Genomic DNA, 12999 nt, shown 5'->3' on the forward strand with positions numbered 1-12999 from the left:
CCCTACGACTTCAGCAGGCTCGCGTCGTCGACCGAGGTCGAGCGCCGCGTGCGGTAGATGGACACGATGATGGACAGCCCGACGACGACCTCGGCCGCGGCGACGACCATCACGAAGAAGGCGGCCACCTGCCCGTCCAGGTTGCCGTGCTGGCGCGAGAAGCTCACGAACGCAAGGTTGGTCGCGTTGAGCATGAGCTCGATGCACATGAAGACGATGATCGCGTTGCGCCGGATCAGGACGCCCACCGCGCCGATCGTGAAGAGGATCAGCGACAAGGTGATGTACTCGTTCACTTCGGTCCTCCCAAGCCGGAGCCGGACGAATCGGGATCGTCCTCGTGCTCGAGCTGGTCGGCCGTCCGGGCGACGTCGTCCGAGAAGCCGCTGCGGACCTGGCCGCGCTCGGCGATGCTCGGTGACACCGATGCGTCCAGCGGCGTGCCGTCGGGCAGCAGGGCCGGGGTGTCGACCGCGTTGTGCCGAGCGAAGACGCCGGGTGTCGGAGCGTTGCCGGGGTGGCGTCCGGTCTCGGCGTACTCGCGCATGCGGCGGGCCGCGATGTCGGCCTGCGTCTGCCGCTTGGTGAGCCGCTCCTTGTGGGCCAGCACCATCGCGCCGAGAGCCGCAGTGATGAGCAGGGCGCTCGTGAACTCGAACGCCAGGACGTACTTGCCGAAGAGCAGGTCGGCCAGCCCGTACGGGTTGCCGTTCGCATTGGCGCGGTCGAGGCCGACGACGGTGCCGGTCACGGTCTGCCCGATCGCGAGCACCGCGGTCACGCCGAAGAGCAGACCGATGACGATCGCGGCGAGGCGCTGCCCCGAGATCGTCTCCCGGACGGCCTCGGAGGTCTCGACGCCCACCAGCATCAGCACGAACAGGAACAGCATCATGATCGCGCCGGTGTAGACGATGATCTGCACTGCGAACAGGAACGGCGCGCCCTGCGCGGCGTACAGGATCGCAAGGCTGATCATCACGACCGCGAGCGCGAGCGCCGCGTGCACGGCCTTGCGGGCGAACAGCAGGCCCAGGGCGGCGATCACCATGATCGGCGCGAGCAGCCAGAACGTCGTCACGAGACCTCCACGATCGGCAGGGTCTTGCCGCGGTAGTAGTCGTGGTGGTCGTCGCTGATCATCATCTCGTGCGGCGGCTCGACCATGCCGGGCAGCAGCGGGGCGAGCAGATCGCTCTTCTCGTAGATGAGGTCCTCGCGGTTGTTGTCGGCCAGCTCGTACTCGTTGGTCATGGTCAGGGCGCGGGTCGGGCACGCCTCGATGCACAGGCCGCACAGGATGCAGCGCAGGTAGTTGATCTGGTAGACCCGTCCGTAGCGCTCGCCCGGGCTGTGCCGGTCGCCCTCGGTGTTGGACGCACCCTCGACGTAGATCGCGTCCGCGGGGCAGGCCCACGCGCACAGCTCGCAGCCGATGCACTTCTCCAGACCGTCGGGCCAGCGGTTGAGCTGGTGACGACCGTGGAAGCGCGGTGCGGTCGGCACCTTCTCGAACGGGTACTGCTCGGTGACGGTCTTCTTGAACATCGTCCGGAACGTGACGCCGAAACCGGCGACCGGGTCCAGGATCGTCTCTTTCGGGGAGCTCATGACGAGGTCCTCTCGGTCGAAGCGGCGGTGGTGTCGGTGTCCTGGCCGGGCATGGGCGGCACGGGATAGCCGCCGGCGAAGGCGTCCCACTCCTCGGGCTCGGGCTCCGGCTCGGGCTTGCCCTCGGGGATGAACATCGACGCGACGATCACCACGCCCGCGACGGCCGCCACGATCAGCAGCGTGCGCTGGTCGAGCATGTCCTCGCTCTTGAGCTTGCGGATGAACGCGACGGCGATGATCCAGACCAGGGAGACCGGGATGAGGATCTTCCAGCCGAAGCTCATGAACTGGTCGTAGCGCATGCGGGGCAGGGTGCCGCGGAGCCAGACGAACAAGAAGATGAAGAACAGCGTCTTGCCGAAGAACCACAGCAGCGGCCAGTAGCCGGTGTTGAAGTAGCCGTCGTTGATCTGTCCGATGCCGAACGGGGCCCGCCAGCCGCCCAGGAACAGCGTGGTGGCCAGCGCGGAGACCGTGACCATGTTGACGTACTCGGCCAGGAAGAACAGCGCGAACTTCAGCGAGGAGTACTCGGTGTGGAAGCCGCCGACCAGCTCGCCCTCGGCCTCGGGGAGGTCGAACGGAGCGCGGTTGGTCTCGCCGACCATCGCGATGCAGTAGATGACGAACGAGGGGAAGAGCGGGATGAAGTACCAGAGGTCGTCCTGCGCCGCGACGATCTCCGAGGTGGACATCGAGCCCGCGTACATGAAGACCGACACGAACGACAGACCCATCGCGACCTCGTACGAGATGACCTGGGCGCTCGAGCGCAGACCGCCGAGGAGGGCGTAGATCGAGCCGGACGCCCAGCCCGCCAGCACGATGCCGTAGACGCCGATCGAGGTCACCGCGAGGACGTACAGCACCGCGACCGGCAGGTCGGTCAGCTGCAGCACGGTCTTGGTGTCGGTGAACGGGATCGTCACCTCGGGACCGAACGGGATGACCGCCCAGGCCAGGAAGGCCGGGATCGTGGCGAGGATCGGCGCCAGGATGTAGACGACCTTGTCGGCCGCCTTGACGACGATGTCCTCCTTCAGCGCGAGCTTGACGCCGTCGGCCAGGCTCTGCAGCAGGCCGAACGGGCCGTTGACGTTGGGGCCGATGCGGTGCTGCATCCTGGCCACGACGCGGCGCTCGAACCAGATGTTGAACAGCGTGTAGACGAGCAGGAAGACGAAGATCAGCACCGCCTTGAGCGCGATCACCCAGAACGGCTCGTTCCCGAACAGATCGCTCATGACGGGGCTCCGTCGGTCGGGGCGGGCGACAGGGTGACCCGGTCTGCGTAGCCCGCGCCGAGGGCGGCACGGAGGCTGACGCCGGAGTTGGACGGCGCCCACACGACGCCGTCGGGCAGGTCTGCGACCTGGGTCGGGAGGGTCACGCTGCCGACCGCGGTCGACAGCGTTGCCGGTCCCCCGGGCTCGACGTCAAAGGCCTTGAGCGTGACCCCGCTGGCCCGCAGCACCGCCGGACGGGCCGTGGCCTTGAACGCGTCCTGGCCGTCCTGGCCGCGGGCGTCGTCGACGAGGAGCCGCCAGGTGTCGAGCACGACCGTGCGGGGATCGGGTGCCGAACGGCTCGGCTCGACCGTGGGGGTCGCCGCGCGGGCGCCGTCCCACGGGCCGAGCTCGGTCATGGCCTGCCGGGCCGCTGCGACCGTGCGGAAGCCCAGGGGCCGGCCCATCTCCTCGGCGATCCCGGCCAGCACGCGGATGTCGGTGAGCGAGCTCGGCGCGTGGAGCACCGCGTCGAACGTTCGCGCGCGGCCCTCCCAGTTGACGAACATGCCGGGTCGCTCGACCATCGGGGCGACCGGCAGGACCACGTCGGCCACGGCCGTCACGTCGCTGTGCCGCACCTCGAGGCTGACCACGAAGTCGGCGGCGGCGAGTCCTGCGCGGGCCGTCGCGGGGTCGGGCAGGTCGTCGATCTCGACGCCGCCGACCAGCAGGGCCTTGACGTCGCCGCGCTGAGCATCGGCGAGCACCTGCGAGGTGTCGCGTCCGGGCGTCGAGGGGATCGAGGTGACGCCCCAGGCGACCGCGAGATCAGTGCGCGCCTCGGCGTCCTCGAGCGGGCGGCCGCCGGGCAGCAGATGGGGCAGGCACCCGGTCTCGACCGCACCACGGTCGCCCGCACGGCGCGGGACCCACGCGAGGCGGGCGCCGGTGCGGGCTGCCGCAGCAGCAGCCGCGGACAGTCCGCCGGGCACCGAGGCCAGCCGTTCGCCGACCAGGATGACGGATCCCTGCGGCAGATCGAGCGCCGCGAGGGCGGCCGGCTCGTCGCCGGGGACCGTGCGGATCAGCTCACCGGACATCTTGGCGAGGCCACGTGTCGTGTGGCTTGCGATCGAGACGACCGTGACGCCGTGCTGACGGGCTCCCTTGCGCAGCCGCAGGAAGATGCTGCCGTTCTCGTCCTCGGGCTCGAAGCCGACCAGGACGACCGTCGAGGCCCGCTCGAGGTCCGCGAAGCGGACGACCAGCTGGGTCGCGGCGACGTGCGAGGCCAGGAACGCGGCCTCCTCTGCCGAGTGCGCTCGGGCGCGGAAGTCGATGTCGTTGGTGCCGAGGACCGTACGGGCGAACTTGCTGTAGGCGAAGGCGTCCTCGGCGGTGAGCCGGCCCCCGGGCAGGACCCCGACCCGGCCGTTCGCTGCGGCGAGGCCGCGGGCGGCGATCGCGAGGGCCGCGGGCCACGAGGCGGGCTCGAGCTCGCCGTCGGCACCGCGGACGAGCGGGGTCGTGAGGCGGTCACCCTGCGTCGCGTACGTGAACGCGAACCGGTCCTTGTCGGTGATCCACTCCTCGTTGACCTCGGGGTCGTCACCCGCGAGGCGGCGCATGACCTTGCCGCGCCGGTGGTCCACCCGGATCGCGGAGCCACTCGCATCGTGCTCGGCGACCGAGGGCGTCGAGACCAGGTCGAACGGGCGCGAGCGGAAGCGGTAGTCCGCGCTCGTCAGGGCTCCGACGGGGCAGATCTGGATCGTGTTGCCCGAGAAGTAGGAGCTGAACGGCTCCTTCTCGTAGATGCCGACCTGCTGGCGGGCGCCGCGCTCGATCAGCGCGATGAACGGGTCGCCGGCGATCTGCTCGGAGAACCGGGTGCAACGGGCGCACAGGACGCAGCGCTCGCGATCGAGCAGCACCTGCTCGGACACCTTGACCGGCTTGGGGAACGTCCGCTTGGTCTCGGTGAAGCGGGACTCGCCCTGGCCGTGCGTCATCGCCTGGTTCTGCAGCGGGCACTCACCGCCCTTGTCGCAGACCGGGCAGTCCAGCGGGTGGTTGATGAGCAGCAGCTCCATCGTGCCGCGCTGCGCCTTCTCGGCGACCGGCGACGTGACCTGGGTCTTGACGACCATGCCGGCGGCGACCTCGATCGTGCAGGACGCCTGCGGCTTGGGGAAGCCGCGGCCGTTGCCCGCGTCGGTGATGTCGACGAGGCACTGCCGGCACGCGCCGACCGGGTCGAGCAACGGGTGGTCGCAGAACCGCGGGATCTCGGTGCCGATCAGCTCGGCGGCGCGGATCACGAGCGTGCCCTTGGGGACGCTGACCTCGACGTCGTCGATCGTCAGGGTGACGAGCTCGACCGGCGCCTCGCCGGCCGATCCGGCCGGGGCCTCTTGGACGGTCATGCCGTCACCTCCTGGGCGAACAGGGTGGACGCCGCCGGGGGGAACAGCTCGCGCGACGGGGTGTGCATGCCGGCCTCGAACTCGTCGCGGAAGTGCTGGATCGCGGACGTGATGGGGCTGGTCGCACCGTCGCCCAGCGCGCAGAACGACCGGCCGAGGATGTTGTCGCACAGGTCCAGCAGCAGCTCGATGTCGCCCTCGCGGCCCTGGCCCCCGTCGAGGCGCTGCAGGGTCTGCACGAGCCACCACGTGCCCTCGCGGCACGGCGTGCACTTGCCGCACGACTCGTGCTTGTAGAACTCGGTCCAGCGCAGGACGCAGCGCACGACCGAGGTGGTCTGGTCGAAGACCTGCAGGGCGCGCGTCCCGAGCATCGACCCCGCGGCGCCGACCGACTCGTAGTCGAGCGGCATGTCGAGGTGCTCGGCGGTCAGCAGCGGCGTGGAGGACCCGCCGGGGGTCCAGAACTTGAGCTCGCTCCCCTCGCGCATGCCACCCCCGAGCTCGATCAGAGTGCGCAGCGTGATGCCGAGCGGCGCCTCGTACTGTCCGGGCTTCTTGACGTGCCCGGACAGCGAGTAGATGACGTAGCCCTTGGACTTCTCGGTGCCCATCGAGGCGAACCACTCGTGGCCGCCGCGGATGATCGAGGGCACCGAGGCGATCGACTCGACGTTGTTGATGACGGTCGGGCTCGCGTAGAGGCCCTCGACCGCGGGGAACGGCGGACGCAGACGGGGCTGGCCCCGGCGGCCCTCGAGCGAGTCGAGCAGCGCCGTCTCCTCACCGCAGATGTACGCCCCCGCACCTGCGTGGATGACCAGGTCGACGTCGACGCCGCTGCCGAGGATGTCGCGGCCGAGGTAGCCGGCCTCGTACGCCTCGCGGCACGCCGCGCGCAGGCGGCGGATCACGTGCAGCACCTCACCGCGGACGTAGATGAACGCCTGCTTGGCGTTGATCGCGTGCGCCGCGATGATGACCCCCTCGATGAGGGTGTGCGGCGTGGCCATCATGAACGGGATGTCCTTGCAGGTGCCCGGCTCGGACTCGTCCGCGTTGACGACGAGGTACTTCGGCTTGGGGTTGTCCTGCGGGATGAAGCTCCACTTCATCCCGGTCGGGAAGCCGGCGCCGCCGCGACCGCGCAGGCCGGACTCCTTGACCATCTCCACGACCTCGGCGGGCTGCATCTTCAAGGCCTTGTCGAGTGCCTGGTAGCCACCTGCGCTGCGGTACGCGTCGAGCGTCCAGGCGCGGTCGGTGCCCCAGTCGGCCGTGAGCACCGGTGTGAGCGTGTCAGTCATCCTTGCCCTCCTCTGCGGTGTGCGCGGGCGATTGCTCGATCACGGTCTCGGTCTCGGCGCGCGAGGTGTCCGCCTGCGCGGCTGCACCGGCCTTGGTGTCGGCCGTCCCGTCGCTCCCCGACCCCGAGGTCTCGCCGACGTCCGGCGCCGACCACCCGTTGGCCCGCGCGATCTCGAAGCCCGCGAGGGACGCCCCGGCGGCGGTGGGTCCCTCGTCGACGAGGCCGTCCTCGAAGCCGGCGATCACGCGCTCGGCCTCGCGCCAGCTCGTGATCGTCGCGCCGCGGGTGGCCTGGACCGGCTCGCCCGCGCGAAGCCGGTCCACGAGCTGGACCGCGGACTCGGGGGTCTGGTTGTCGAAGAACTCCCAGTTGACCGTGACCACGGGCGCGAAGTCGCACGCGGCATTGCACTCGATGTGCTCGAGCGTGACCCGTCCGTCGTCGGTCGTCTCGTCGTTGCCGACGTCGAGATGGCCCTTGAGCCGCTCGAAGATCAGGTCGCCGCCCATCACGGCGCACAACGTGTTGGTGCAGACCCCCACGTGGTGCTCGCCCATCGGCCGGCGCTTGTACATCGTGTAGAACGTCGCGACGCCCGAGACCTCGGCGGCGCTGATGCCGAGGATCGCGGCGCACACCTCGATGCCCTCGTTGGTGACACTGCCCTCTGCGGACTGGACCAGGTGCAGCATCGGCAGCAGCGCGCTGCGGGCCTGCGGATAGCGGCCCGCCAGCTCGCGCAGCTCCGCGAGCGTCGTGTCGGACAGGCTCATCGGTCGACACCTCCCATCACGGGGTCGATGCTGGCGACCGCGACGATCACGTCCGAGAGCATGCCGCCCTCGCTCATCACGGACGTGCCCTGCAGGTTGACGAACGAGGGATCGCGGAAGTGCGCCCGGTAGGGGCGGGTGCCGCCGTCGGACACCAGGTGGCAGCCGATCTCGCCGCGCGGCGCCTCGATCGCGGCGTATGCCTGGCCGGCCGGGACCCGGAAGCCCTCGGTCACGATCTTGAAGTGGTGGATGAGCGCTTCCATCGACTCGCCCATGATGTGCTTGATGTGCTCGGCGGAGTTGCCCTGCCCGTCCGCGCCGACGCTGAGCTGCGCGGGCCAGGCGATCTTCTTGTCCGCGACCATGACCGGCATGCCGTCCATGCCGGCGAGCCGGTCGATGGCCTGGTCGACGATCCGCAGGCTCTCCCACATCTCGTCCAGGCGGATGCGGAACCGTCCGTAGGCGTCGGGCTCGTTGCGGGTGACGACCTCGAAGTCGTACGTGTCGTAGCCCCAGTAGGGCTGCTTCTTGCGCAGGTCCCAGTCGTACCCGGTCGAGCGGAGCACCGGCCCGGTCAGTCCGAGGGCCAGGCAGCCGGCGAGCTCGAGGTGTCCGACGCCCTTCAGGCGGCCCTTGAAGATCGGGTTGGCGTTGCAGAGCGCGGCGTACTCGGGCAGCCGCTTGCGCAGCAGCGCCACGGTCGAGCGGAGCTTGTCGATCGCACCCTCGGGGAGGTCCTGCGCGACACCGCCGGGGCGGAAGAAGGCGTGGTTCATGCGCAGCCCGGTGATCATCTCGAACAGGTCGAGGATGAGCTCGCGATCGCGGAAGCCGCAGGTCATGACGGTCAGCGCGCCGATCTCCATGCCGCCGGTCGCGAGGCACACGAGGTGCGAGGAGATCCGGTTGAGCTCGAGCAGCAGGACCCGCATCGTCTGCGCCTTCTCGGGCGCCTCGATGCCCAGCAGCCGCTCGACCGCCATGACGTACGCCGCCTCGTTGGAGAACGGGGCCACGTAGTCCATGCGGGTGCAGAACGTCACGCCCTGCGTCCAGGTGCGGTACTCCATGTTCTTCTCGATGCCGGTGTGCAGGTAGCCGATGCCCGCGCGGGCGTCGCGCACCGTCTCGCCGTCGATCTCGAGGATCAGGCGGAGCACACCGTGGGTCGAGGGGTGCTGCGGACCCATGTTGATCACGAGCCGGTCGCCCTCGACCGCCGTGGCGTCGATCGTGTCCCAGTCCTGTCCGGTGACGGTGAAGACCGGGCCCTCGGCCGACTCGGTCGTGCCGGCGTACGGATCGGTGGTGGCGCTCATGAGTAGCTCCTGCGCTGGTCCGGCGGCGGCACGGTCCCGCCCTTGTACTCGACCGGGATGCCGCCCAAGGGGTAGTCCTTGCGCTGCGGGTGGCCCGGCCAGTCGTCGGGCATGAGGATGCGGGTCAGCGCGGGGTGGCCGTCGAAGATGATCCCGAACATGTCCCAGGTCTCCCGCTCCTGCCAGTCCGCGGTCGGGTAGATGCTGACCACGCTGGGCACGTGCGGATCCTCTTCGGGCGCGGTGACCTCGAGCCGGATCCGGCGGTTGTGGGTCATCGAGAGCAGGTGGTACGCCACGTGCATCTCGCGCCCGGTCTCGTGCGGGAAGTGCACCCCGCTGACGCTGGAGCAGAACTCGAACCGCAGCACGGGATCGTTGCGCAGGTGGGTCACCGTCTCCAGCAGCAGCTGGCGGCGGATGTGGAAGGTGATCTCCCCGCGGTCGACCACGACCTTCTCGATCGCGTCGCCGAGTCCGGTGCCGGCCTCGAGACGCTCGGCGACCTCGTCGAACCAGCCGCCGTACGGCTTCTGGCTGGCGCCGGGCATCACGACCGGACGGGTCAGCCCGCCGAAGCCGCTGGTGTCGCCCGTGCCGTGTGCACCGAATGCGCCCTCGCGGATCTCCACGACCTCGAGCTGCGTCGTGCCGGCCCGGACCAGCTCGTCTCGTGTCTCGTGCGAGCCGTCCTGGGTCTCGGTGCCCGCGTCACGTGCGTCCCGGTCGCCCTTCGGATCGGTCATCGCTGCTCACCCGTCATCGCATGAGGCCCTTCATCGCGGAGGTGGGCGTCGCGAGCAGCGCGGTGCGCTCCTCCTGCTTGATCTCGGCCAGCCGGTTGGCACCGAGCTTCTGGTGCTGGATCTGGTCGTGCAGCTTGAGGATCGCGTCGATCAGCATCTCCGGACGCGGCGGGCACCCCGGGAGGTACATGTCGACCGGGACGACGTGGTCGACGCCCTGGACGATCGCGTAGTTGTTGAACATGCCGCCCGAGCTCGCGCACACGCCCATCGCGAGGACGTACTTGGGACCGGCCATCTGGTCGTAGATCTGGCGCAGGACCGGGGCCATCTTGTTGCTGACCCGGCCCGCCACGATCATCAGGTCGGCCTGGCGCGGCGAGGGGCGGAAGACCTCCATGCCGAAGCGCGCGGAGTCGAACCGCGGCGCGCCGAAGGTCATCATCTCGATCGCGCAGCACGCGAGACCGAACGTCGCCGGCCAGAACGAGGCCTTGCGCATGTAGCCGGCCAGTCCCTCGACGGTCGAGAGCAGGACCCCCGACGGCAGCTTCTCTTCTAGTCCCATTCGAGTCCTCCACGGCGCCAGACGTAGGCGTAGGCGATGAACACCGTCGCCATGAACAAGAACATCTCGATCAGGCCGAACCAGCCGAGCGCGTCGAAGGCGACCGCGAACGGGTAGAGGAAGATGATCTCGATGTCGAAGACGATGAACAGCATCGCGATGATGAAGTAGCGGATCGACACCTTGCCGCCGCCCTCGGGCAGCGGACTGGGCTCGATGCCCGACTCGTAGCGGTCCAGCTTGGCGCGGTTGTAGCGCTTGGGGCCGGTCAGCGGCGCGATCGCGATGCTGCCGATCGCGAAGAGGGCGGCGAGCCCACCCAGCACGAGGATCGGCGTGTAAGCCGTCACGACACCTCCCGGAACTCAGCTGAGCGTGGAACCTGTGATCGCGTGCTTGTGAATTGCTTCACAACGTGATCAGGGTCTCACCCTACGCCCGAGGAATGTCAGTTGTAACTTAGGTCACACTAACTCGCTGCGAGGAAGCTCTCAGGGCTTGGTGGAGCGGTGCAGCGCGACGATCCCGCCGGAGAGGTTGTGCCACTCGACCCGGCCCCAGCCGGCCTCGACCATGCGCAGGGCGAGGCCCTTCTGGTCCGGCCACGCGCGGATGGACTCCGCGAGGTAGACGTACGACTCGGGGTTCGACGAGACCGCCCGCGCCACGGGGGGCAGGGCCCGCATGAGGTAGTTGGTGTAGACCGCGTCGAAGGGACCCCAGGTGGGGGTGCTGAACTCGCAGATCACGATGCGGCCGCCGGGCCGGGTCACGCGCCGCAGCTCCCGCAGGCCCTCGATCGGGTCGACGATGTTGCGCAGGCCGAACGAGATCGTGACGGCGTCGAAGGTCTCGTCGCCGAACGGCAGCAGCATGCCGTCGCCGGCGGTGAACGGCAGGTGCGGGCGGGCCTGCTTGCCGACCTCGAGCATCCCGAAGGAGAAGTCGCACGGCACGACGGTCGCGCCCGCGTCCGCGAACGGCTGGCTCGAGGTGCCGGTGCCGGCCGCGAGGTCCAGGATCACCTCGCCGGGCTGCGGTGCCAGCAGGTCGACGACGCGCTTGCGCCAACGGCGGTCCTGCCCCATCGACAGCACGTCGTTGGTCAGGTCGTACTTCTTGGCCACCTTGTCGAACATCTTCGCGACGTCGTGGGGCTCCTTGTCCAGACCGGCTCGGCTCACCTGCCCACCATCCCACGAGTACGCTCATGGATTGTGAGCAACCCCGTCCTGGCCGACGTCATCGGACCCCTCCTGGTCCGATCGGCACCGATCGCCGACCCCGGAGAGCTGCTCGCGCTCCTGCCCGAGGACGATGCGTTCGCGTGGGTCCACGCAGGTGACGGGCTCGTGGGCTGGGGTCGCGCCGCCGAGCTGCGCACCTCCGGCGCCGACCGGTTCACCCATGCGGCGACGTGGTGGAGCGAGCTGGCCTCCCACGCGGTCGTGCGCGACGACGTCGACGTCCCGGGCTCGGGCCTGGTCGCCTTCGGCTCGTTCACGTTCACCGACGACGCCGAGGGCAGCGTGCTCGTCGTGCCCGAGGTCGTCGTGGGTCGGCGCGACGGCGTCACCTGGGTCACCGTGATCGACACCTCGATCAGCGCGGTGCCGCCGATCGCCCCGACGAGCGCCCCGCGCGACCCGGTCGGCACGGCGTTCGCGGACGGGCCGGTCGACAGCCTGACGTGGCAGGGTCTCGTGGCCGAGGCCGTGCGCCGCATCGTCGCGGGCGACCTGGACAAGGTCGTCCTCGCCCGCGACCTGATCGCGACGGTCGACGAGCCGCTCGACGTCCGCTCGCCACTGACCCGGCTCGCCGCCGAGTACCCGAGCTGCTGGACGTTCCACGTCGACGGCTTCTTCGGCTCGACACCGGAGATGCTGGTCCGGCTCGAGCGCGGGCTGGTGACCTCGCGGGTGTTGGCCGGCACGATTCGCCGCACCGGGGACGATGCGCACGACCTGGCCCTCGCGGGATCGCTCGCGCGATCGAGCAAGGATCTCGAGGAGCACGAGTACGCGGTGCGATCGGTCGCCGACGCGCTCGCCCCGCACTGCACGAGCATGAACGTGCCGGAGACGCCCTTCGTGCTGCACCTGCCCAACGTCATGCACCTGGCCACCGACGTCACCGGCGTGATGCGGAACGGCGCGAGCGCGCTGACCCTGGCGGCGTCCCTCCACCCGTCCGCGGCGGTCGGTGGCACCCCCACCGACGCGGCGGTGCGCCTGATCGAGCAGATCGAGCTGCTCGACCGCGGCCGCTACGCCGGCCCGGTCGGCTGGATCGACGCCCGGGGCGACGGCGAGTGGGGCATCGGGCTGCGGGCGGCCCAGGTCGAGGACGACGGGCGCACCGTCCGGCTGTTCGCGGGCTGCGGCATCGTCGCGGACTCCGTGCCCGCCGACGAGCTCGCGGAGTCCAACGCCAAGCTGATCCCGGTCCGCGACGCCCTCACCCCCCGCGACGACTGACCCCCGCCCAGATTTGCGGACTCCTGCACCTTTTTGAGCCCGAATTGCGTGCAGAAGTCCGCAAATCGGGGCGGGGTGGGACGGGGCGGGGTGGGGCGGGTCAGCGCCAGACCTTGGCCTCGAGGCTCTGGCCCATGATGCGCGCGGCCAACAGGCGGTGCAGGCCGTCGAGGTGCCACCAGCCGTGCCCCTGCCCCACGTCGTAGACCCGGGCCGCCTTGATGCTCTCGCCCGCGTCGAGCCGGGTCAGGTAGTAGTTGACCTTCGCGACGCCCACGAGCCGCTGCGGAGTCATCACCACGGTGTGCGGTCGCAGCACGACGACCTCGCCGGTGGAGCGCGGCCGGCTGTCGTCCTTGAGCTGCAACGGCCCCGCGAACACCACGGCGAGCCACAGCAGCCTGCGGGTGCTGACGACGTCCTGGTCGTCCGTCATGCGGATGAACTGGTCCAGCCGCTCCATCGAGTCGTCGTCGAGGTCCGTCGGCGGAGGCGCGAGCTTGGGGCCGAGCCGCGGCAGACGGACCAT

The 12999-nt window shown here is 69.8% G+C and carries 14 protein-coding genes; 1 reads left to right on the forward strand and 13 read right to left on the reverse strand.

What is annotated here, in order from left to right; genetic code table 11:
- Window positions 1-2: 2 nt before the first annotated feature.
- The 12 genes from nuoK to GEV26_RS15700 form a co-directional block, all read right to left on the reverse strand.
- Window positions 3-296, reverse strand: coding sequence for an NADH-quinone oxidoreductase subunit NuoK (nuoK, locus tag GEV26_RS15645; RefSeq protein WP_153654500.1), 294 nt, complete (start codon window positions 294-296; stop codon window positions 3-5).
- Window positions 293-1081 carry an NADH-quinone oxidoreductase subunit J gene (locus GEV26_RS15650; RefSeq protein ID WP_153654501.1) on the reverse strand — a complete coding sequence of 263 codons (789 nt, stop codon included), beginning with the start codon at window positions 1079-1081 and terminating at the stop codon, window positions 293-295. The genes nuoK and GEV26_RS15650 overlap by 4 nt, the downstream gene beginning before the upstream one ends.
- Window positions 1078-1611 carry an NADH-quinone oxidoreductase subunit NuoI gene (gene nuoI / locus GEV26_RS15655; protein WP_153654502.1) on the reverse strand — a complete coding sequence of 178 codons (534 nt, stop codon included), beginning with the start codon at window positions 1609-1611 and terminating at the stop codon, window positions 1078-1080. The genes GEV26_RS15650 and nuoI overlap by 4 nt, the downstream gene beginning before the upstream one ends.
- A complete protein-coding gene (nuoH, locus tag GEV26_RS15660) occupies window positions 1608-2858 on the reverse strand; it encodes an NADH-quinone oxidoreductase subunit NuoH (protein WP_153654503.1) in 1251 nt (416 codons plus the stop codon). The genes nuoI and nuoH overlap by 4 nt, the downstream gene beginning before the upstream one ends.
- Entirely contained in the window at window positions 2855-5269 is a 2415-nt protein-coding gene (locus GEV26_RS15665) for an NADH-quinone oxidoreductase subunit G (RefSeq protein WP_153654504.1), read from the reverse strand. Before GEV26_RS15665 ends, nuoH begins: the two co-directional genes overlap by 4 nt.
- The gene (nuoF, locus tag GEV26_RS15670; protein ID WP_153654505.1) at window positions 5266-6576 is read right to left on the reverse strand and encodes an NADH-quinone oxidoreductase subunit NuoF; all 1311 of its coding nucleotides are present in this window, start codon (window positions 6574-6576) and stop codon (window positions 5266-5268) included. The genes GEV26_RS15665 and nuoF overlap by 4 nt, the downstream gene beginning before the upstream one ends.
- The gene (gene nuoE / locus GEV26_RS15675) at window positions 6569-7351 is read right to left on the reverse strand and encodes an NADH-quinone oxidoreductase subunit NuoE (protein ID WP_153654506.1); all 783 of its coding nucleotides are present in this window, start codon (window positions 7349-7351) and stop codon (window positions 6569-6571) included. Before nuoE ends, nuoF begins: the two co-directional genes overlap by 8 nt.
- Complete coding sequence (locus GEV26_RS15680; RefSeq protein WP_153654507.1) at window positions 7348-8676, reverse strand: NADH-quinone oxidoreductase subunit D; 1329 nt, start codon at window positions 8674-8676, stop codon at window positions 7348-7350. Before GEV26_RS15680 ends, nuoE begins: the two co-directional genes overlap by 4 nt.
- Window positions 8673-9422 (reverse strand): NADH-quinone oxidoreductase subunit C, encoded by a 750-nt coding sequence (locus tag GEV26_RS15685; protein ID WP_153654508.1) that lies wholly within the window; start codon window positions 9420-9422, stop codon window positions 8673-8675. Before GEV26_RS15685 ends, GEV26_RS15680 begins: the two co-directional genes overlap by 4 nt.
- Before the next feature lie 13 nt (window positions 9423-9435).
- A complete protein-coding gene (locus GEV26_RS15690) occupies window positions 9436-9990 on the reverse strand; it encodes a NuoB/complex I 20 kDa subunit family protein (protein ID WP_153654509.1) in 555 nt (184 codons plus the stop codon).
- On the reverse strand, window positions 9981-10340 hold the full coding sequence (locus GEV26_RS15695; RefSeq protein WP_153654510.1) for an NADH-quinone oxidoreductase subunit A: 360 nt from the start codon (window positions 10338-10340) through the stop codon (window positions 9981-9983). The genes GEV26_RS15690 and GEV26_RS15695 overlap by 10 nt, the downstream gene beginning before the upstream one ends.
- Before the next feature lie 141 nt (window positions 10341-10481).
- The gene (locus GEV26_RS15700; protein WP_153654511.1) at window positions 10482-11174 is read right to left on the reverse strand and encodes a demethylmenaquinone methyltransferase; all 693 of its coding nucleotides are present in this window, start codon (window positions 11172-11174) and stop codon (window positions 10482-10484) included.
- 33 nt (window positions 11175-11207) lie between these two features.
- On the opposite strand from GEV26_RS15700, the gene GEV26_RS15705 reads away from it, so the two are divergent.
- Window positions 11208-12470 carry an isochorismate synthase gene (locus GEV26_RS15705; protein ID WP_153654512.1) on the forward strand — a complete coding sequence of 421 codons (1263 nt, stop codon included), beginning with the start codon at window positions 11208-11210 and terminating at the stop codon, window positions 12468-12470.
- Window positions 12471-12570: 100 nt separating this feature from the next.
- Here the strand turns inward: GEV26_RS15705 and GEV26_RS15710 are convergent, their stop codons facing one another.
- Window positions 12571-12999 carry a hypothetical protein gene (locus tag GEV26_RS15710; RefSeq protein ID WP_153654513.1) on the reverse strand — a complete coding sequence of 143 codons (429 nt, stop codon included), beginning with the start codon at window positions 12997-12999 and terminating at the stop codon, window positions 12571-12573.

This window comes from Aeromicrobium yanjiei (genome assembly GCF_009649075.1).
Classification (GTDB): domain Bacteria; phylum Actinomycetota; class Actinomycetes; order Propionibacteriales; family Nocardioidaceae; genus Aeromicrobium; species Aeromicrobium yanjiei.